Source organism: Marinomonas dokdonensis, from assembly GCF_052747885.1.
In genome coordinates this window covers 119,978-140,779 of the sequence record NZ_JBRAND010000005.1, presented here as the reverse complement: position 1 = coordinate 140,779, position 20,802 = coordinate 119,978, and the positions used below count along the sequence as shown (strand labels likewise).

General features: G+C 47.2%; 21 protein-coding genes. 6 read left to right on the top strand and 15 right to left on the bottom strand.

Translation table 11 applies throughout. The features are described from left to right. Positions 1-72: 72 nt before the first annotated feature. From ACUM5Y_RS13495 to urtA, 14 genes are all read right to left on the bottom strand, one after another. A complete protein-coding gene (locus ACUM5Y_RS13495) occupies positions 73-2,262 on the bottom strand; it encodes a bifunctional diguanylate cyclase/phosphodiesterase (protein WP_445977405.1) in 2,190 nt (729 codons plus the stop codon). Positions 2,263-2,450: 188 nt separating this feature from the next. Then, positions 2,451-3,035 carry a HupE/UreJ family protein gene (locus ACUM5Y_RS13490; protein WP_445977404.1) on the bottom strand — a complete coding sequence of 195 codons (585 nt, stop codon included), beginning with the start codon at positions 3,033-3,035 and terminating at the stop codon, positions 2,451-2,453. Between the two features lie 38 nt (positions 3,036-3,073). Then, positions 3,074-3,721, bottom strand: a complete 648-nt coding sequence (gene ureG, locus ACUM5Y_RS13485; protein ID WP_445977403.1) for an urease accessory protein UreG — start codon at positions 3,719-3,721, stop codon at positions 3,074-3,076. 41 nt (positions 3,722-3,762) lie between these two features. Beyond that, positions 3,763-4,440: an urease accessory protein UreF gene (locus tag ACUM5Y_RS13480; RefSeq protein ID WP_445977402.1), complete on the bottom strand. Its 678-nt coding sequence runs from the start codon at positions 4,438-4,440 to the stop codon at positions 3,763-3,765. Further along, positions 4,418-4,864: an urease accessory protein UreE gene (locus tag ACUM5Y_RS13475; RefSeq protein ID WP_445977401.1), complete on the bottom strand. Its 447-nt coding sequence runs from the start codon at positions 4,862-4,864 to the stop codon at positions 4,418-4,420. Before ACUM5Y_RS13475 ends, ACUM5Y_RS13480 begins: the two co-directional genes overlap by 23 nt. Positions 4,865-4,875: 11 nt before the next feature. Further along, the gene (ureC, locus tag ACUM5Y_RS13470) at positions 4,876-6,606 is read right to left on the bottom strand and encodes an urease subunit alpha (RefSeq protein ID WP_445977400.1); all 1,731 of its coding nucleotides are present in this window, start codon (positions 6,604-6,606) and stop codon (positions 4,876-4,878) included. After that, a complete protein-coding gene (locus ACUM5Y_RS13465; protein ID WP_445977399.1) occupies positions 6,603-6,932 on the bottom strand; it encodes an urease subunit beta in 330 nt (109 codons plus the stop codon). Before ACUM5Y_RS13465 ends, ureC begins: the two co-directional genes overlap by 4 nt. A gap of 16 nt (positions 6,933-6,948) precedes the next feature. Further along, the gene (locus ACUM5Y_RS13460) at positions 6,949-7,251 is read right to left on the bottom strand and encodes an urease subunit gamma (protein ID WP_445977398.1); all 303 of its coding nucleotides are present in this window, start codon (positions 7,249-7,251) and stop codon (positions 6,949-6,951) included. Positions 7,252-7,311: 60 nt separating this feature from the next. Next, positions 7,312-8,244, bottom strand: coding sequence for an urease accessory protein UreD (locus ACUM5Y_RS13455; protein WP_445977397.1), 933 nt, complete (start codon positions 8,242-8,244; stop codon positions 7,312-7,314). Positions 8,245-8,297: 53 nt separating this feature from the next. Further along, positions 8,298-9,005: an urea ABC transporter ATP-binding subunit UrtE gene (gene urtE / locus ACUM5Y_RS13450; RefSeq protein WP_445977396.1), complete on the bottom strand. Its 708-nt coding sequence runs from the start codon at positions 9,003-9,005 to the stop codon at positions 8,298-8,300. Further along, the gene (gene urtD, locus ACUM5Y_RS13445; RefSeq protein ID WP_445977395.1) at positions 9,002-9,868 is read right to left on the bottom strand and encodes an urea ABC transporter ATP-binding protein UrtD; all 867 of its coding nucleotides are present in this window, start codon (positions 9,866-9,868) and stop codon (positions 9,002-9,004) included. Before urtD ends, urtE begins: the two co-directional genes overlap by 4 nt. Next, positions 9,865-10,998, bottom strand: coding sequence for an urea ABC transporter permease subunit UrtC (urtC, locus tag ACUM5Y_RS13440; RefSeq protein ID WP_445977394.1), 1,134 nt, complete (start codon positions 10,996-10,998; stop codon positions 9,865-9,867). Before urtC ends, urtD begins: the two co-directional genes overlap by 4 nt. After that, a complete protein-coding gene (gene urtB, locus ACUM5Y_RS13435) occupies positions 10,995-12,602 on the bottom strand; it encodes an urea ABC transporter permease subunit UrtB (RefSeq protein WP_445977393.1) in 1,608 nt (535 codons plus the stop codon). The genes urtC and urtB overlap by 4 nt, the downstream gene beginning before the upstream one ends. Positions 12,603-12,844: 242 nt before the next feature. Next, on the bottom strand, positions 12,845-14,128 hold the full coding sequence (urtA, locus tag ACUM5Y_RS13430) for an urea ABC transporter substrate-binding protein (RefSeq protein ID WP_445977392.1): 1,284 nt from the start codon (positions 14,126-14,128) through the stop codon (positions 12,845-12,847). 162 nt (positions 14,129-14,290) lie between these two features. Between urtA and ACUM5Y_RS13425 the strand changes: the two genes are divergently transcribed. Next, entirely contained in the window at positions 14,291-14,695 is a 405-nt protein-coding gene (locus ACUM5Y_RS13425) for a DUF1801 domain-containing protein (RefSeq protein WP_445977391.1), read from the top strand. 2 nt (positions 14,696-14,697) lie between these two features. Here the strand turns inward: ACUM5Y_RS13425 and ACUM5Y_RS13420 are convergent, their stop codons facing one another. Then, on the bottom strand, positions 14,698-15,579 hold the full coding sequence (locus ACUM5Y_RS13420; RefSeq protein WP_445977390.1) for a LysR family transcriptional regulator: 882 nt from the start codon (positions 15,577-15,579) through the stop codon (positions 14,698-14,700). Positions 15,580-15,772: 193 nt separating this feature from the next. On the opposite strand from ACUM5Y_RS13420, the gene ACUM5Y_RS13415 reads away from it, so the two are divergent. The 5 genes from ACUM5Y_RS13415 to ACUM5Y_RS13395 are packed head-to-tail and all read left to right on the top strand — an operon-like array spanning position 15,773 to position 20,603. Further along, on the top strand, positions 15,773-16,831 hold the full coding sequence (locus ACUM5Y_RS13415) for a TRAP transporter substrate-binding protein (RefSeq protein WP_445977389.1): 1,059 nt from the start codon (positions 15,773-15,775) through the stop codon (positions 16,829-16,831). 11 nt (positions 16,832-16,842) lie between these two features. Further along, positions 16,843-17,376: a TRAP transporter small permease subunit gene (locus ACUM5Y_RS13410; RefSeq protein WP_445977388.1), complete on the top strand. Its 534-nt coding sequence runs from the start codon at positions 16,843-16,845 to the stop codon at positions 17,374-17,376. After that, positions 17,373-18,653, top strand: coding sequence for a TRAP transporter large permease (locus ACUM5Y_RS13405; RefSeq protein WP_445977387.1), 1,281 nt, complete (start codon positions 17,373-17,375; stop codon positions 18,651-18,653). Before ACUM5Y_RS13410 ends, ACUM5Y_RS13405 begins: the two co-directional genes overlap by 4 nt. A gap of 8 nt (positions 18,654-18,661) precedes the next feature. Continuing rightward, positions 18,662-19,315: a DUF2848 domain-containing protein gene (locus ACUM5Y_RS13400; RefSeq protein ID WP_445977386.1), complete on the top strand. Its 654-nt coding sequence runs from the start codon at positions 18,662-18,664 to the stop codon at positions 19,313-19,315. 25 nt (positions 19,316-19,340) lie between these two features. Then, positions 19,341-20,603, top strand: a complete 1,263-nt coding sequence (locus ACUM5Y_RS13395) for an amidase family protein (protein ID WP_445977385.1) — start codon at positions 19,341-19,343, stop codon at positions 20,601-20,603. The last annotated feature ends 199 nt before the right edge of the window (positions 20,604-20,802 follow it).

The following is a 20,802-nucleotide window of genomic DNA, read 5'->3' as shown; positions in this document are numbered from 1 at the left end:
TGTAAAAAGCCCTAAGTCATGACCTTTTTATAGGTGATTGGCTTAGGGTTTTTTTTTGGCTAAAAGGTGTGTTCAAACAATGTCCAATTGTGGGCGAGCATTAAACTCGGCTTCTGGGATAGGACGACTGACCACATAACCTTGACCAAAGTCACAATGGAAATCCGACAGCATTTGCCACTGTTCCATGGTTTCTATACCTTCGGCGATAACTTTAATACCAAGCTTGTGACTCATGGCAATAATGGCCTCGACAATTTTTCTATCGTCCAAGTCGGTTTCTAAATCCATTACAAAACTGCGGTCGATTTTGAGCTGATTAACCGGAAGGTTTTTAAGTTGACCTAGTGAAGAGTAGCCAATACCAAAGTCATCAATGGCGATGTAAATGCCCATAGCCTTAAAGGCATTGAGCAGGGAAATAGCTAATTTGGTATCGCTTAATAGTGCGGTTTCTGTGACTTCAAAGCCTAGGTTGCTGCTATTTACTTGGTATTTCCCGAGCAAGAAAGTAACCTGATCTAATAAATTGGGATCGGCCAATTGGAGAGGGGATAAGTTCACATGCAGCAGAATGTCTGGATGGCCTTCTTGGTGTCGGCGGGCCAAATATTTGATCGCACTTTCAATAACCCAGTAGCCTATGTCGACAATTTGGCCCGTGTCTTCTGCTAAGGTGATGAATTTATCTGGGAAAACTAAACCTTTCTCAGGGTGGTTCCAACGAATGAGGGCCTCAGCGCCAATGATCTTTTTGCTGGATAAATCAAAAATTGGTTGGAAATACAGTTCAAACTCCTGATGCTGCAAAGCATGGGAGATATCCGATTCCACCTGAGCCAAGTTAATGGCCTGTTCCTTCATTTTCTCATCGTAAAATGAACACTGGTTTTTACCCTTAAGCTTGGATTCGTACAGGGCCATATCGGCATTCTGCATAATAGTCACAAGATCGTTCCCGTGTTCTGGGATCATGGCGATGCCCAAAGAGGTGGTTAGGTAAAAGTCACGAATATCAATTTTTAGGGGTGATCGAATGGCGTCCAGTACTTGTCTGGCTACCTCCTCGGCTTCATGAGGGTTGAGCACATTGCTCAGGTAGATACCAAACTCGTCTCCGCCCAAGCGAACCACAGTATCTTCTTCCTTAACGATGCGTACTAGGCGTTGAGCCACAATCTCCAATACTTGGTCACCCACATCATGACCTATGGTGTCATTGATGCGCTTAAAATCATCCAGATCAAAATAAATAAAGGCAGAGGTATTCTGCTTTGCCTGATTATTCAGTAACAATTTAGGTAAGGTGTCCGTGAGGTGTCGTCTATTGTACAGACCCGTTAATGGATCCTTGTACGCCAAATCCTGTAATGCTTGGGTTTTTTCATTGACCAGCTTACGCAATTTGAGAGGCTGTGACGTCACAAAGTAAACGGAGAAGGCCGCTAGTGAGGCAATCAATAAGGTCAGAGAATAGCCAAAACGTAGTCGGTCCATTAATAGTGCACTCATGTCGCGACTTATGCTTAATGACCAGTTGCCAGCGGGCAGAATAAGATCAGTGGAAGCGTAAGTTTCAGAAAGAGGCAACTCGGAGCTAAAGAATATTGTGCTGTTGTTACCGTCTACATGACCACGAGCAAGTTGATAGCTGTAACCCTGGTTTTCCAGTTCTTGCAAATTGGTTGAACGAAATAAGCTGTCCGACATGATCACGGCAGAGGAAAAGCCCCAGAACCTTTCTTCGTTACTGTTATTCGCTAAATAAATAGGTGATCGACTGATGATGGCTTCCCCTCCCTGTACTAGTTGGATAGGGCCAATAATCAGCATTTCTTTGTTCTGGATCGCTTTTAGGGTTTCTTCTTTCAGGGTAGGGTGCTTGATGATGTCTAAGCCAAGGGCTGTTTCATTGCCTGCAAGGGGATAAATTTCACGAATGATACCATCGGGAGCCAATTGTAAGCTGTGTATTCCGCCAATGGTGGCGCGAATATCCTTAGCATAGGACTGAAAGTTTCGTGAGTCGCCATTACTTTTTTCAATATCATGGGCGAGCATTTGCGCTGAGGTAAAGGCTAATGCAAGGCGGCGCTCAACAATGGACGCCTGTGCTCTGGCGATGCCCCCCAATAAAAACTTTTGTTCGGCCTGCGTTGCGTTATTGGACATATGTGCCCAATACACGCCAATGACCGATAAAAACATAAAGGTAATGACAGATAGGGCAATGGCCGGTAATTGTTTTATAGGCTGGCGCAAAGAGTGAGTACCTTAGCGTTTAAATAGAATGAAGTTGCTTAACATTCTCAGCCTTTTTTTAGTATTAGTAAACTACCAAAGCTTTTTTACATGACTTTATTAGTCTTATATCAATAAAAAAAGACTCAAATAACAATGAGTTATCTGAGTCTCTTGTATTTTTTCGATTTGTAACCAGCTTGGTGCTGTTATGCGATAGACATAACCACGCCAGCAATGGCAATGATACTGCCGACTAGACGAGAAATCATTGGTGTTTGTAGACGAGCAAACACTTGTCCAAAGCCAAGACCAACAAGGTGTAGCGCAATCGTAGCAAGTGCGAAGCCTGCGGCATACTCCATGCCGTTAGCGTTTAAAGGCATTTCTAGGCCGTGAGCGGCACCATGGAACAGGGCAAAGACACCCGCAATGGCTGCGCAGATAATCGCAGGGAAGCGTGCAGCACCTACCAACAAAGCCCCCATCACAATCACGGACAACAAGATACCTTGCTCAATGAAAGGCACGGCCATGCCAGCAACTGCTAGGCCACCACCAAGCAACATGGTGGCAACGAAAGCCATAGGCACAGCTAATACAGCGCGACCACCAAGGCTTGCAGCCCAAAGGCCGACAGCAAACATGGCCAATAGGTGATCAAAGCCACCCATTGGGTGCAAGAAACCTGTCATGAAGCTGGACGTGTGATCATGGCCGGCGTGAGCAAATACAAGAGCGGGTAGGGCGGTAATTAAAGCCACAAGGCTTAGTTTTAGCGTATGTAGACGCATGTGTAATCTCCTAAAAATAAATAAAAAAACGTACTTATTTAAACCACCGCTCTTGCGGCTGGAATAGCTTTGGATTCTAACATACCTTCACGGATGATAAATTGAATGATTTGGTCCAAGCCTTCAGCTTTTTTCAGGTTGGAAAAAACAAAAGGGCGATCGCCGCGCATCATTTTTGCATCGCGGTCCATAACCTCTAAGGATGCTCCGACCAAAGGGGCTAGATCTGTTTTGTTGATAATCAATAGATCGGACTTAGTAATACCCGGCCCACCTTTGCGTGGAATCTTGTCCCCCGCTGACACATCGATCACGTAAATGGTGAGATCGGACAGTTCTGGACTAAAGGTCGCGCTGAGGTTATCACCACCACTTTCCACAAACACTACGTCAAGTTCCCCATGACGAGCCAGCAATTGATCGATAGCAGCTAGGTTCATGGAGGCGTCTTCACGAATTGCCGTATGGGGGCAGCCACCTGTCTCGACACCCAGAATGCGGTCTGCATCTAGGGCTTGGTGGGCGGTTAAGAATTTGGCGTCTTCTTGGGTGTAAATATCATTGGTAACCACGGCGATATTATAATAATCGCGTAACGCTGAGCATAAAGAGCGCAACAGGGCGGTTTTTCCTGACCCAACTGGGCCGCCAACGCCAACGCGTAAAGTTTGTTTTGGTTTACTCATAGTGTGTTCCTTATACAAAATTGGGTGTTCGTCGAGACGCATTAAGAGCGAAACAGTCGCGAATATTGTGTTTCATGTAATGAGCTGGCTATCGCAATGCTGGGTAAACCCGCACCGACTCTGTCTTCTGTGATACTTTGCGACAGACTGATCGCCTCATTAATATCAAGTTGTAACGTGCCTAATAACTGTTGGGCTTGGGTTTGACCTAATGGCACCAGTTTGGTGGCGGCAGCTACCTGATTTTCTAACCAAGACCAAGTAAAACCTAGTGCCGCCAATTCAAATGGAATTTGCCAATGGTGGCAAACCAGTGCGAACAGGCAAACAAAGCTGACATCTTGGCTACGGGTGAAGGGTGAAGGTATGTCCAAACTCTGCATGAGTCGAGATAGGGCTTCCCCCATAGCGGTGTCGTTCAAGCGCAGTTCTTTCGTTTCCCGACAGGCTAACACCAGCTGGTTAAGTTCCCCTAGGCGCTCACTTGACTGGCCTTGGCAAGCTTCTAGGCATAACCTCAAAGTGGGCAAATCCACTCGCGCAAGGGATTGATGCAATTGAACGCTAACCCAATCTTCTACCTCTTGCTGATTTTTTACCCAGCCTCGATCAATGGCATATTCCATCCCTTGGGAAAAGGCATAGCCCCCCACGGGCAAGCTCACACTACTAAGCTGTAACAGTCGTAACAGGTTGCTATCCGTGGCTGTGATGACCATGGCTATAGGCTCCTGACTCGGGAATAAAAACAGCTTCTTCGTGGCTAATGACCAAACCTAACAAATGCAGCATTTCTTCCAGCACATGGTCGGGTTTGATGCGCAGCCAACGCTCACCAATTTGAATCTTGGTATGGCGGTTGCCTAAGTGATAGCAGGCTTTGGAAAAGTTTTCCCAATCATCGCAGCTGGCGTGAGCGACACTTTCCACCGCCCCTTCTACTTGGACAATTTTGCCGCATTCAGATTTTAGGTATTCGCCCACCAATAGAGGTTTGCCTCGTTCTAGAAACACTCGCACTTCTTCGTTATTGGTGCCCACCAACTTTAAGCGACCACGCTCTCTTTGTTCATGGCTAAGCACTACCTTGGTGTAAACAGGCTCGTGGCAATGACAGCCCAAGCGCTGGTAAATGTCTAACATAATGTGTCGTCCTAAAATAAAGTGTAAAGCTGAGCCAGAGGTAAGGTCTTGGCGGGTTCACAGGTGAGCAGCTCACCATCGGCACGCACCTCGTAGGTTTGCGGGTCGACACTAATGTTTGGTAGCCAGTTGTTGTGCACCATATCCAATTTAGAAATGTTACGGGTGTTTTTACAGGCCACTAACGTGCGCTCTAAGCCAAGCTTCTCTTTCAAACCATTGTGTAATGCTGCTTCACAGACAAAGGTCAATGAAGTAGCTGCGGCCGCTTTACCAAAAGCCCCAAACATAGGGCGATAATGCACAGGTTGCGGTGTTGGAATAGAGGCGTTTGGGTCACCCATAGGAGCGCTGGCAATCATACCGCCTTTAATGATCATGGAAGGTTTTACCGCGAAAAAAGCGGGTTTCCATAATACTAGATCTGCCAATTTACCCGGTTCAATGGAGCCAATTTCATGGCTCACACCGTGGGCAATGGCTGGGTTAATGGTGTATTTGGCAATGTATCGACGAGCACGGAAGTTATCTGCTCCCAGTTCTTGATCTTCTGCGAGCAGGCCAAATTGCTGCTTCATCTTGTGGGCGGTTTGCCAAGTTCGGGTCACCACTTCTCCCACACGGCCCATAGCTTGAGAGTCGGAAGAAATCATACTGAAAGCACCACGGTCATGGAGAATGTCTTCCGCGGCAATGGTTTCTTTACGGATACGAGAATCTGCAAAGGCCACATCCTCAGGGATATTGCTGTCCAAATGGTGACAGACCATCAACATGTCTAGATGCTCATCCACCGTATTGTGGGTGTAAGGGCGAGTCGGGTTGGTGGAAGATGGCAAGACATTGGGATTAGAACAAGCCTGAATAATGTCTGGCGCATGGCCACCGCCAGCTCCTTCTGTGTGGTAGGTGTGTATTACCCTGTCTTTGAAGGCATCCAGTGTACTGTCCACAAACCCAGATTCATTGAGTGTGTCGGTGTGAATGGCCACTTGTACATCGTATTTTTCTGCCACGCTTAGGCAGCAATCAATTGAGGCGGGCGTGGTGCCCCAATCTTCGTGAAGCTTCAAACCAAACGCACCGGCTTCAAGCTGTTCTTCTAAGGCTTCGGGTAAGCTGGCATTGCCTTTCCCGAGAAAGCCTAGGTTCATGGGCATGCTATCGGTCGCTTGCATCATTTTGCCCAGATACCAGGGACCCGAAGTACAGGTGGTGGCATTAGTACCTGTGGCTGGGCCAGTACCGCCGCCTATCATTGTGGTGACCCCAGAGGTGAGGGCTTCTTCGATCTGTTGTGGGCAAATAAAGTGAATGTGAGCGTCGATACCGCCCGCTGTTAGAATCGATCCCTCACCAGCAATCACTTCTGTACCTGGGCCAATAATAATATCCACATTGTCTTGAACGTCTGGGTTACCGGCTTTACCGACTTTAAAAATGCGGCCATCTTTTACGCCCACATCGCCTTTCACTATGCCCCAATGATCCAGTACCAGGGCATTGGTGATGACCAGATCTACGGCAATATCATTGGTGACTTGGCTTTGTCCCATGCCGTCACGAATCACTTTACCGCCGCCAAACTTTACTTCGTCCCCATAGGTGGTGAAGTCTTTTTCTACCTGAATCCACAGGTCGGTATCTCCAAGACGGACTCGGTCACCTGTGGTGGGGCCAAACATTTGCGCATAACTTTGACGATCCATCTGGGCGCTGTTGGGTTTGTTGGATTCGCTCATTGATCGTCTCCTGTATTAGCGTCGAGTTTGCCCATGATTTCACCACGGAAACCATAGATGGTTTTACTGCCTGCGTATTCGACCAGTTCTACTTCGCGACCTTGGCCGGGTTCAAAACGTACTGCTGTGCCTGAGGCAATGTTTAATCGAAAACCTTTGCTCAGTTCACGGTCAAAAGACAAGGCTGGATTGACTTCATAAAAGTGGTAATGGGAGCCAATTTGTACTGGCCGGTCACCGGTGTTTTCGACTCTGATACGTCGTGTTTCGCGGCCAACATTTAATTCAATAACGCCCTCAGCAACCTGAATTTCACCTGGGGTCATGACTGTCTCCTTGGGCTTAGTTAATAGGGTGGTGGACGGTGACAAGCTTGGTGCCGTCCGGGAAGGTGGCTTCCACTTGAACTTCATGAATAAGATCAGCGACGCCCTCCATGACTTGCTCAGCGCTGAGCAGGGTTTTGCCATAACTCATTAATTCGGCGACGGTTTTACCATCTCGTGCACCTTCGATAATTTCCATGGTGATGTACGCCATGGCTTCTGGGTAGTTCAGTTTCAAGCCGCGATTAAGGCGACGTTCGGCAAGTAGGGCAGCCGTGAAGACCAGTAGTTTATCTTTTTCTCTTGGCAGCAATTCCATAGTATGTACCCTTTTACTTCTCTTAATTTTGGCAATAATTCTGGGGACCTAGGCTGTTATCTAGGTGGCCCAAATTCTCGGTTCGCAAGCTTGTTTATCAATAAGTTTTGGGCGTATTAAGCGCCAACACTGGCTGAACAATTGCTTCATTTGTTCTGAATCACTGTGCAAGCTACGTACCAGTAAATACTCTTCCACCAAGGTCACACCGCATAGAGCGTTATGGACTTGGCAAAGTTCACGTAAGGCGTCGATTAATGGCTCCAAAGCGGCTGGCTCTGCAAAAGGCCCTGCCACCATCAAACCATTGATAGGTAAGCCATTCATGCCCGCTTTACTGTTTAACACCGAGGGCGTAGATTGATCGACGATGAGTCGCTCTCGTACTTTTAATTGACCTTGCTGGCGGATCTCAAAACCTTGCTCAGCTTGGCCTTGGGCAAAATCTAATTGGTTAGCAGGTAGCCCAAAACAGGTGATTTCCCAACCAATAAATTTGGCGCCTGCTGCAAGATTAATACGGTTTTCTAAGCGGGTGTGAGCATTAGGGTACAAGATGGTTTCTTGTGGCAGCCATTCCATAATGGCGTTTTGCTCGACATTTAAACAGGTGATCTGGTGTTGAAGGGTTTTATCTTCTCGGGCTCGGTAAACACGACCCGCGCCTGGGGTGGTGATAAGCGCATGGGTATTGGCGTCAAGGTTCGCCGTAATGGTGAGCTCATCTCCAGACACTAAGCCGCCCGGTGGGTGTAATAAATAAATATGGGCGGTGTCTTTGCCTTCAGGGTAAAAGGCTTTTTGCACGTATAAAGGGCCCTTGTGGTCACAGGTTTTCAGAACACTACCACGAGGTGTTTTGCTGATGCCTAGGGTTAAAAAGGCTTGCCACTGAGAAGGCGAAAGCACGGTTAAAGTACTTTTTGTCGGCTTATCAGTGGCACTTGTGGGCGTCTCTATGGGGCACAGGGCGAGGTTACTTTGGTCTGTCATAGGGGAGCTTTGTTTGCCTCGCAGTGGTTTAATTTGCCATGAATCTCATTAAATTAAACCGCCAAGTATTGTTTAATCAAGTCATCATCGAGCTTTTCCATTTTATCTGAGGCCACAATGCGGCCTTTTTCCATTAAACGGAACTCTTTACCGACACGACGAGCAAAGCCAAGTTTTTGCTCCACTAGGATCACAGTTAGTCCTTCTTCGGCGTTTAATTTCAGAATAACATCGCCAATTTGTTTGACGATATTCGGCTGAATACCTTCATTTGGCTCATCCAAAATCAACACTTTCGGTTCAAGCACTAGCGCTCGGCCAATGGCCAATTGCTGTTGCTGACCACCGGATAAATCACCACCACGACGATGTAGCATATCTTTTAACACTGGGAACAGCTCAAAGATTTTTTCAGGAATCTCTTTGGGTGAATCCTTGGTGCGTTTGCCGCGTACGGGCAAGCCAATACGCAGGTTTTCTTCCACCGTGAGCATAGGGAAAATGTCTCGCCCTTGAGGCACATAACCAATACCAGAGTAGGCGCGTTTTTCCGCACTTTGCTTGTTAAGGGTTTGGCCTTCCATAGTGATTTCACCACTTTTTATCGGCAGCAAGCCCATAATGGCTTTTAGTAGGGTGGTTTTGCCCACCCCGTTACGGCCCATAATGCAAGTAATGGAGCCGGGCTCGATGTCTAAGTCTAAGCCCCATAAAATTTGCGTGCCACCGTACAGTTGGTCGACATTATTGATAGAAATCATGCTTTCGCTCCTTCACTTGCCGCTTCTTCGCCTAGGTAGACTTCAATGACGTCTTTGTTGCTTTGGATTTGATCCATGGTGCCTTCTGCTAGAACGGAACCTTGGTGCAAAACTGTGACAGTACGGGCGATGCTGCGGACAAATTCCATATCGTGCTCCACCACAATCACAGTGCGTTCCCCTGCTAAAGAGGTAAGTAGCTCTGCGGTGCGTTCGGTTTCTTGGGCTGTCATACCTGCCACAGGCTCATCAATCAGTAACAGACGAGGGTCAGCGGCCAGTAGCATGCCAATTTCTAACCACTGTTTTTGACCGTGGGATAACGCCCCTGCCAACATGAAGCGATGGTCTGCCAAACCAATGATTTTCAGTACTTCATCAATGCGATCAATCTGTGTGGGGGTTAAGCGAGAAAACAGAGTGGGTAATACCCCTTTATCGGTTTTCAGTGACAACTCTAAATTATCAAACACGGTTTGTTCTTCAAAAACCGTCGGTTTTTGAAACTTACGGCCAATGCCCAGCTGGGCAATTTCCGCTTCGTCCTTGTTGAGCAAATTATGGTTTTGCCCGAAGAAAACTGTGCCCGAATCACACTGGGTTTTACCGGTAATTACGTCCATTAGGGTGGTTTTACCCGCGCCGTTGGCACCGATAAGACAGCGTAGCTCACCGTCATTAACGTATAGGTTTAAGTTGTTTAGGGCTTTGAAACCATCAAAACTTAAGTTCAAGTCTTCAACGTAGAGGATCATCTGGTTGTCCACGTTGACCGCGCTCTGTGTTGGCGCTAAGAAAGGCCAAACTTGGTCACGACGGAAAGTGGAACGAAAATTTTCAACGGTATTGTTGAGAGTGCTCATGCTTGCGACTCCTTACTGCCTTGTGGACGGCGTTTAGCCATCATTTTTTCATATAAGCCCATGAGTCCTTTGGGTAAGTACAGGGTCACTAGTACAAACATAGCCCCTAATGCGAATAACCAAGCGTCCGGTAAGATCGCAGTGAAACGGGTTTTGGCATAGTTCACTAAGATGGCGCCAATCACAGCTCCGATCAAGGTGCCACGTCCCCCAACAGCCACCCAAATGACCATCTCTATGGAGTTAATCGGGGAGAATTCGCCTGGGTTAATGATGCCAACTTGAGGCACATACAGAGCCCCAGCAATGCCTGCGATGACCGCCGAGTAAACAAACAGCCAGACCTTGTAGCGGTCGGTGCGGTAGCCGATAAAGCGTGAGCGCGCTTCGGCATCACGGATCGCTAACACCACTTTGCCAAAGCGCGATGCCAAGATACGTTGGCTGATGACAAAGATAATCGCCAGTAAGAAAGCTGTGATCATAAACAAGCTGACACGGGTGTTGTCTGCTTGCAGGTCAAAGCCCAAAATCTCTTTAAAGTCGGTTAAGCCATTGTTACCACCAAAGCCCATTTCATTACGGAAGAAAGCCAGTAGTAGGGCATAAGTCAGGGCTTGGGTCATGATGGACAAATACACCCCAGTGACTCGGGAGCGGAACGCCAACCAACCGAACACAAAGGCCAGCAAACCTGGAACGGCAACCGCCATGATCATGGCAAACCAAAATTGATCCATGCCTAGCCAGAACCAAGGCAACTCTTGCCAATCTAAGAACACCATAAAATCTGGTAGTAACGGGTTGCCGTATACACCACGGTCACCGATTTGACGCATTAGGTACATGCCCATGGCATAGCCGCCGAGGGCGAAAAACGCACCATGACCTAGGCTAAGAATGCCGCAATAACCCCAAATAATATCCACCGCTAAGGCCAACATGGCATAACACAGATACTTACCCAAAAGAGTAATGGTATAGGTGCTCACATAAAGTGCTGAGTCAGCGGGTAAAAACAGGTTGGCAGCACTGGCCAATAAGCTGACCGCCAATAAAATAACCACGAATGGCAGGGTATGTTTGCCCGTCGAGCGGCCTTCTGAAAACCATTGAGTGAGACGTGTCATTCTGCCGCCCTCCCTTTTTGTGGAAAGAGTCCTTTAGGACGTTTTTGGATAAAGAGAATAATGAACACCAAGACAATAATGGCGGCCAACACGGCGCCAGTGGTCGGCTCCAAAAATTTCGTCGCAATACCCAGTGAGAATGCGGCTACTAATGTTCCTAATAAGTTACCTACACCACCAAACACCACCACCATGAAAGAATCTATGATGTAGGCTTGGCCTAGGTTGGGTCCCACATTAGTTAGTTGACTAAGGGCCACACCAGCGATACCGGCAATGCCTGATCCTAGACCGAAAGTCATGGCGTCTACCCAATGGGTTTTGACCCCCATGGCTTTGGCCATATTACGGTTTTGCGAGACGGCACGAACGTTAAGGCCCAGTGAGGTTTTCTTAAGGATGATCACCAAGGCGATAAAGACCAATAGCGCGAAGGCTAAAATGTACAAACGGTTTAGGGTAAGTGACAACACAGGGTTGATTTCCCATGAACCACTCATCCAGCTAGGGGTAGACACCTGACGGTTAAGGGGTGAGAAAATGGTGCGCACGAGTTGTTGCAGAATTAAACTGATACCAAAGGTGGCCAGCAGGGTTTCTAGAGGACGACCGTGCAGATGGCGAATCACCAAGCGCTCGATCAACACCCCCATTAAACCAGACACGAGAAAAGCTGCTGGAATGGCGACCCAAATGGAAAGGTCGATGTAATTGGGCATGATTAGCTGAACCACATAAGTGGTGTAGGCCCCAAGCATGATCATTTCACCATGGGCCATGTTGATCACGCCCATAACACCAAAGGTAATCGCCAAGCCAATGGACGCTAACAGCAGTACAGAACCAAGGCTCAAGCCGAAAAATAATTGGTCAATAAAGGCAAAGCGTTCTGCCCGTTGGGCAATTTTTTCAAGTGCTAAGGTCGCACTTTCTACCACATCTGGGTTGTCGTCTTTGACCAGTTTGGTCAAAGCATTACGCACATCCCCTTCTAGGCTGGTGGACAATCGCTCAATAGCGGTTAAGCGCTGAGACACACTCATTTGAGTTGAGCTGGCGGTGTGCATGGCTAAAGCGAGTGCCATGGCATCTTTTACCTTAGCGTTTTGCTCTTTTGGATAAAGGTTTTCTAAAACGGCAACTGTCTTGTCGTCGAGTTTAGACAGCAGCTCTCTCACTGCGGATTCACGCACTAAAGGCGAGGCCGCCGTGAGTTGGATTTGGGCGATGGCATTACGCAAGTAACCACGTAAGGTGTTGTTTACACGTATTTTTTTGACATCCCGCTTGCCAAGATCTGCCACAAGGGTTTGGTTGAAAACATCTCGATACAAGGTAGTGCCCTGATCATCGAACTGCTCCACTAGGCTGTTGTCTTTTCTGATGTAGTAAAGATCACCACCCAGTAAGGTATGGAAAAGCGGCAGGATGGCTTCTCCTTCATTGTTTGCTAGCTGTTCTAAAATGGGGGCCATATCTTTCAGTTTGGCGCCTGCAAGCTCTGTCAGTAAGGTATCTGTCGGGGCTGCATCAGCGCTATGGGCTGAAAAAGATAAGAGTCCAAAAAGACAGCAACAAAGTGCAATTAAATGTCTCAAGGTCATACTCCATGTCGCGAATGAGAGGTTACGCAATTCTTTAAAAGGCGATTTTTAGTCATTACTTGCTATCCATAAATTGCCAAACTTGATGAGCAAGAGGTCACAAAAAGGGTTCTGAAAAGAAGTTATCGTGAATAATCTGGGTTGAGTTTCGTTTTAAAAAACTCCCCCTGCTAGGTGTCAGCAGGGGGTAAATATCAACACTGGGAAAATGCTAAGTTAACAAGCGAAAGCTTGCTAAAAACTTAGTAGTTCTGGCCTGAACACGCTTTCGTTTTGGTATTGTAGTTACCGCACTTAATTGGCGCTGTCCAATCAGAGATAAGGTCTTTCGAGCCTGGCAAGAAGTCAGACCAAGCATCACCTGGTACAACACCATCGGTTTCCCAAACGACTTCAAATTGACCGTCGTCTTGGATTTCACCAATCAGAACTGGCTTGCTCAAGTGGTGGTTTTTGTTCATCACGGCGATGCCGCCAGTTAGGTTAGGGGTTTCTTGACCAATCATGGCTTGTTCAACTGCATCCACATCCGTGGTGCCGGCATCTTTCACCGCATTTACCCACATGTTGAAACCGATGTAAGTCGCTTCCATTGGGTCATTGGTTACACGATCAGGGTTTTTAGTGTAAGCCTTCCATTGGGTGATGAACTCATCGTTAGCATCGCTTTCGACACTTTGGAAGTAGTTCCAAGCAGCAAGGTGACCAACAAGAGGGGTGGTGTCTAAGCCAGAAAGTTCTTCTTCACCAACCGAGAAGGCGACCACTGGAATGTCTTCAGAAGAAATGCCTTGGTTACCAAGCTCTTTGTAGAAAGGTACGTTGGCATCACCATTAATAGTGGAAACAACCGCGGTTTTCTTACCTTCACTACCAAATTTCTTCACATCAGAAACAATCGACTGCCAGTCTGAATGACCAAACGGTGTGTAGTTGATCATGATGTCTTCGCCAGCCACACCTTTCGCTTTCAAGTAAGCTTCAAGGATTTTGTTGGTGGTACGTGGGTAAACATAGTCTGTACCGGCAAGAACGAAACGCTCTACACCTAATTCATCCATTAGGTAATCAACAGCAGGGATGGCTTGTTGGTTTGGCGCTGCGCCAGTGTAGAAAACGTTTTTAGAAGATTCTTCACCTTCATACTGTACTGGGTAGAACATCAAGCCGTTTAGCTCTTCAAGCACTGGCAGTACAGATTTACGAGAAACAGATGTCCAGCTACCAAAGATAACATCTACTTTATCTTGGGTTAGCAACTCACGACCTTTTTCAGCGAACAAAGGCCAGTTAGAAGCAGGGTCAACAACAACCGCTTCAAGTTGTTTACCTAGTAATCCACCTTTTTTGTTTTGCTCTTCAACCATCATCAAGACAGTGTCTTTTAAGGTTGTTTCAGAGATCGCCATGGTGCCTGATAGGGAGTGTAGAACCCCTACTTTAATGGTATCGGCGGCGAAAGATGGTAGGGCAACTAGAGTCGCACCGGATAAAGCAATTGCGGAAACTAACGTCTTTACTTTCATGGTTGAGTCTTCCTATCTGTTATCTAAAGTGAATTTGCTAACGTGGTGCTAGTATTGAATAACGATGCGCAAAAAAGTATTCGCTGAATGACCCTTAGGTATACGTCAAATGACGTATGCCTATAGCGAATACTACTAATGGCGGGGCATAGGAAGCATGAAATGATGGACGAAATATCTGAAAAACTGACCAGTTACCCTGTGCCGATCACTGGAAAGCTGTCTCAGCTTAGGGATTTAATAGGGAAAATTGCACAAGAGAATCAATGTGGGCCAGTCGAAGAGTCCCTAAAGTGGGGGCAGTTAAGTTATGGGGTAAAAACCGGTACCAGTATCAGACTTGACTGGCAGAGTGATCATGAAGATCGACTTTACTTCTATGTGCATTGTCAAACCAAGCTGGTGGCCACCTACCGAGAATTGTATCCCGAGGCGTTTACTTATGAGGGCAATCGAGCCTTGGTTATGCCTCTAGACTATGACTTTAAACGTCCAGAATTAGCTCACTGTATTCAGTTGGCACTGACCTATAAACACCGCAAGCATCTGCCTATGCTGGGGGCATGACATCAAATCACATCTTTTTGTTTTGCATATTGTTGGGCAATGTTAGCGGCTAATAAAGCGCTTTTATGGACGATTTCCGACCTTGGGTCGTTAAGGTATGAAGCAGTAAAGAGTAAATCTTTTGGTCGCCAGCCCGGGTTAAAGGTTTTGATGCGTTTATCCTTGATAAAACGCTGGGCTAACTGAGTCGGCAGTGCGCCAATGCCTATGCCAGATGCCACCATTTCGAAGCTGGTGGACAAGGAGGTGGAGGGAAAAATTTGACCCACAGAACCGTATCTGTGCATGAGCTCAGAGATGAGATTTTGATAAGGGCGAGAAATACGTGAAAAGGACATAATGGGTGAGGTAGAGGGGTGAGGTGAGTCTTCATTGACACTACAGAACCAAGCCAATTTAAAAGTGGGAAGCGCCACATTTTCAACATTTCCTTCTGCCAATGGGCCCATTAAAAAGGCCAAATCCAAATGGTGAGATAACAGTTGGTCTTTTAAATTCACCGTGATATCCACGGAAAGTTCTACCACTAGTTTTGGGTAGAGTTTTCGCAAGGCACTCAGAAAATCGGACAGCCAAGACTGGGCAATTGTTTCTGCCACACCGATACGAATCACCCCTTTTACTTCATCACTCGGGGTGAGTTCGTCTTTTACCTGTTCCATGTAGGACTCTATTTTTTCAGCGTGAGCACGTAGTAAGAGTCCTTCTTTGGTTAAGGCGACACCGGTTTTTTGGCGTTCAAAAAGGGTTACTCCAAGTTCATCTTCCAGCGCGCTAATGCGAGCAGAAATGGCCGGTTGAGAGAGGTTCATCTCACTGGCGGCACGTCGAACACCACCTAATTTGGCGACCCACAAAAAGGTCTTGAGTTGATCAAAGTTCATTACTTTTGTCCTCTTGACCGTGTGAACAGGATTCTATGTGATCAAAAAATATGATCACAATTGATAAAATATTACGAATTGACATTATCATGTTTAAATTCGACACTGAATTCAAGCCCTAAAAATAGGGGCTAATAATTACATTGGGTGAGAGTTGAGACATTAAACAAACTGAAAATTACAGGAAGAGAACATGATGACTAAAATGAATTCGAGAAGTTTTCTAGCCACTTCTGTTTTGGCGGCCACATTGTCTACTCAGGCTAGCGCTAGCGAAATGCTGTCTGTGGTAGGTAGCTGGAGTAGTTTGCCACTGCATAAGCAATTTGAGCAGCCCTTTTGGAATCAGACTATTCCTGCAAAAAGTAATGGTGAGTTTGAAGTCGCGATGACCACCCATGATCAAATGGGCATTGGCGGTGGCGATGTCTTCCGTATGCTAGGAGATGGCGTGTTCGATATCGGTATGACAGTGGCAGATTATGCCGTTGCTGATGCTCCGGCCCTAGAGGGCCTTGATGTACCGTTACTTGCGACCACAGCAGCCGAAGCTAAAACCCTGGTTGAAGCCGCGCGCCCAATGATCGAATCCATCTATCAAGATACTTTCAACGCCAAAGTATTGGCCATCGTGCCTTACCCGCCACAAGTTGTATTTTGTAATGCTCCCGTCAGTAATCTTGATGATTTAGCGGGTTTGAAAATCCGTGCATCAGGTCGTATGACGGCTAAATTCCTTGAAGCCTTGGATGCTCAAAGTGTCAACATTGCTTTTGGTGAAGTACCAGGTGCGCTTCAGCGTGGGGTAATTGACTGTGCCGTAACCGGTGCGGGTTCTGGTTACAGTGCGGGTTGGTGGGAAGTGACCACTCATCTAATGACCTTGCCGCTTGGTGGCTGGGACCCTGTGGTCACTGCGATCAATTTAGACAAGTGGAATGATCTAAGCAGCACCGATCAAGAGCTTATTGCCACCTCAGTGACAGAAGAGTTTGAGGCGCCTGCTTGGGCGGCAGCAGAAGGTGCACTGCAAGAAGACATTGCTTGTTTAACAGGGAATGGCGTTTGTAGCAGAGGCGACAAGCGTAGCCTAGTGTTGGTGGAACCTGCGGCGCAGGATGTCGCTAAGGCGAAAGAAATTTTGAGCAGCAAGGTACTACCTGAATGGGCGGATCGTGCAGGGGAAGAATGGACAAACCGCTGGAATATGAGCGTCGGTAAAGTCGCTGGTTTACAAATCTCGGCTCAATAAGGTTAATTCAAATGACTCGCATTATTTCTATTCTGAAAGGAATAAATAATGGAGTGGCGGTAACCGCAGGTCTAGCTTTGCTAGCCTGCATTGCCATCATTCTTGTTGATATTGTGCTTAGAGAATTTGGTGTCGCCTTCAGTGGCTCCGAAGAAATATCTGGGTACGTGATGGCCGCGGTGACCAGCTGGGGTGTTTGTTTTGCTTTAACGGCTAAGGCTCATGTACGTATTGATTTACTGCGTGAAAAAGGTGGCGATAAAATGCGCTCCCTGTATGACTTAATCGCCCTAGCGTCTCTTTCCTATGTGGCGATTTATGTGGCCTATCGAGCATGGCCTGTATTGACCAAAACCCTTAAGAGCGGAGCCCTATCTAATACAGCATTAGAGGTTCCTTTGTATATTCCGCAAAGTATTTGGTTCGCAGGCTGGATCTGGTTTGCCCTGTCGTCCTCTGTGTTATTGATTCTCTCTGTGTTGCTAGTGTTACAGGGTCGTCATCAGGTTGTGGACGAAACCATAGGTACAGGAGACGAGCAATGATCTTATTTACTTCAATGGGGCTGCTTGGCTTACTGGCGTTATCCATTCCTGTTGGCATAGTGTTATTTTTATTGGCCTTTGGGGTGGACAGTTTTTTCAGTCCTTTTCCTCTCATGCGAGGCTTGGGACAGGTGGTATGGTCATCATCGAATAACCCGACCTTGATCGCAGTGCCATTTTTTGTCTTGATCGGCGAAATCCTACTGCGCAGTGGCGTAGCACAACGCACTTACGGCGCGTTAAATGCTTGGGTATCTTGGCTGCCAGGCGGCTTGATTCATGCCAATATCGCCACTGCGACCATGTTTTCTGCAACCTCAGGCTCGTCCGTTGCGACGGCTGCAACTGTCGCTACTGTAGCAACGCCACAAGCGGAAAAACTGGGCTATGACCCTAGATTATTCACAGGTTCTATCGCGGCAGGGGGCACCCTAGGCATCCTGATTCCTCCTTCGATCAATTTGATTGTTTATGGATTTTTGACCGAAAGCTCCATACCTAAGTTGTTTTTGGCCGGTATTGTGCCGGGCATCATGATGGCTTTGTTGTTTATGTTAGCCACCATAGTCTTGTGTGTTGTTTACCCGAAATTAGGGGGGCCAAAACAGCACAGTAGTTGGCGTCAAAAAATCATCGCGCTGAAATCCTTAACACCGATTTTATTCTTATTTATCAGTGTGGTGGGATCTATCTACATGGGCTGGGCAACCCCGACGGAGGCGGCAGCGATTGGGGTCTTGATCTCCTTAATCATCGCGCTGGCTTACCAAGCCTTGTCGAAAGAAATGCTCATTAGCAGCTTAGTAGGCACAGTGAAGATCACCTCTATGATCATGCTGGTAGTCATCGGCGCTTATGTCCTGAACTTTGCTCTCACCGCAGCGGGTGTGGGCAGAGCATTGCAGGATCTATTGCAAGGGCTTGGTCTGAGCGCCACAGCTACCTTGTTGGTGATCATCCTCACTTACATAGTATTAGGCTTCTTTATTGAAACCTTATCTTTGATGGTGGCCACCATTCCGATTGTGGTGCCGATCATTGCACAAATGGGTTACGACACCATTTGGTTTGGTATTTTGATGATCATATTGGTGGAAATGGCATTGATCACACCACCGGTCGGACTCAATCTTTATGTGGTGAACTCTGCTCGTAAGAATGGCAACATGATGGACGTTATTCTCGGCAGTATTCCTTATGTATTGATCATGTTGTTAATGGTGTTCCTATTGATCGCCTTTCCAAATTTAGCCTTGTATTTACCTGATAATTTTTAAGGAAGAGTATGCTTTTTACAATTAATGGCGTAGCAAAAGAATTTTTGATCAATCACCTTGTGGTTGCGGGTTGGACGGCACGAGATCAGCATGCGGTACAAGAGCATATCGATGAGCTGGCGGAGCTGGGTGTCGCTCCTCCTTCCACTGTCCCCCTGTATTATCGTGCTTCGAATCTGCTGTTGACTCAGCAGCCTATGGTTGAGGTTGTTGGTGGTGATTCTTCTGGTGAGGTCGAGCCATTGATCATTAAAGCAGAAGACGGCTTTTGGTTGGGGTTAGGCTCGGATCATACGGACCGTGAATTGGAAGCTCATTCGGTGGCCTTTTCGAAGCAGGTTTGCCCAAAACCTGTGGCAACCGAGCTATGGCCCTTGGCTGAGGTAGAAGACCATCTAGACCAGATTGAAATGCAATCTTGGGTGGATGAAGGAGAAGGTTGGACACTGTATCAAAGCGGTAAGTTGGCGGCCATTCGCCCTCTTAGCGAACTTATTGAAAAAGCCAAATTGGAAAATGGTAGTGCTATGTTGTGCGGCACCTTCGCGGCCATTGGTGGGGTGCGTAACACGCCAAAATTCCGCATGGCTTTGCATGACCCTGTGCTCAATCGAAGCATTCAAGCCGACTACCAAACCCGCGAGTTACCAGCGGTTAAATAATGGATTTTTGGACAGGAGTGTAAGTATGTCACGCCACCCTGAGTTAGCTTGGCAGGAAAGAGATTTTGAACAACAGCTCGCCCAGAGCCAAGACTTGCTGGACAAAAATGATGGTGTCATTTTAACCCAGCGCTTTACTGGGCAAGATTTGAGTGCTTGTTCTGATGGTGTATTGAGCAAGGCCATTGTAACCATAAAAGACCTGTTTGATGTGCAGGGCTATGTGACCCGAGCAGGTTCGGTGTTTCTAAAGGATAATGAACCAGCGAAAGAAGATGCAGAAGCAGTAAGACGGTTACGCGAAGCGGGCGCTTACTTACTGGGTCATACCAACATGACGGAGTTGGCTTATTCTGGTTTAGGCATGAATCCTCATTATGGTACGCCCCAAAGCCCGTTATACCCAGGTTGTATTGCAGGTGGTTCTACCAGTGGTGGTGCTGTGTCTGTGGCGCTTGGCATGGCAGATATTGCTCTTGGTAGTGATACCGGTGGCTCGTTGCGAATCCCGGCGGCATTTTGTGGTGTGACAGGCTTTAAACCATCTCAGCAAAGCGTTTCGTCTAAAGGGGCGCTTCCTCTTTCGACCACACTCGACAGTATCGGCCCCATTGCGAAAAGTGTGGCAGACTGTGAAGCTGCTTGGCAGGTTTTATCCGGCACAGAGCAAAAGGTCGCGGCCGCTCATCAAGCGCATTTTGTAGTGCCCACCAACTTTGGTTTGGACAACCTAGATGCAGCGGTTGCAGAGGGATTCCGTGCTGCCATTGAAAAGCTGCGTCAAACGCCGGGCGTTGTAATTGAGGAGCGTCCTGTCAATTTCTTGGAAGCCTATAAGGCCTTGCCCGTATGGCAATTCTCGGCTTTTGAAGCGCGTGAGTTTTATCAGCGAACATTTGCTGTGGATTTAGCTCAGTTAGACCCAAGAGTAGCTTCAAGACTACGACGGGCAGATACACTAGATGAGCAAGCCTTTGCGCAGACTTGCCTGCAACGCCAAGGGTTAATTGAGCGTTATCAGCAAGAAGAATCAGGTGTTCAGCTGCTCTTGCCTACTGTGGCAATATTGCCTCCTAAGCTCGCGGATTTAACTAAGGATGAGGATTACGACCGAATTAATCTGTTGTGCCTACGTAATACCACCCTTGCCAATGTGTTAGATGCTTGCAGTGTTTCATTACCTTTTGAGCACCAAGAACATCATATTGGCGTCATGCTAACCGGGACTAATGGCAGTGATGAAGCCCTGCTGGCCGCGGCGAAATTCGTTGAAAAGGCGTTAGCCTAGTTTTTACAAAGTTAAGCTTTTGGTCACTTAAACCCACCTTCAATGACTCAGATTTAGGTCAATGAAGGTGGGTTTTTTAGTATTAGGGATGGCACGACTACTGCTCAATATCCTCAAATATGCTAAGGTTTGCGCCGTTTATAGGCCTGTGCAAACTTGTTGCCCAGCCTGATAGCTTTGTAACTGATTTTAGAAGGAT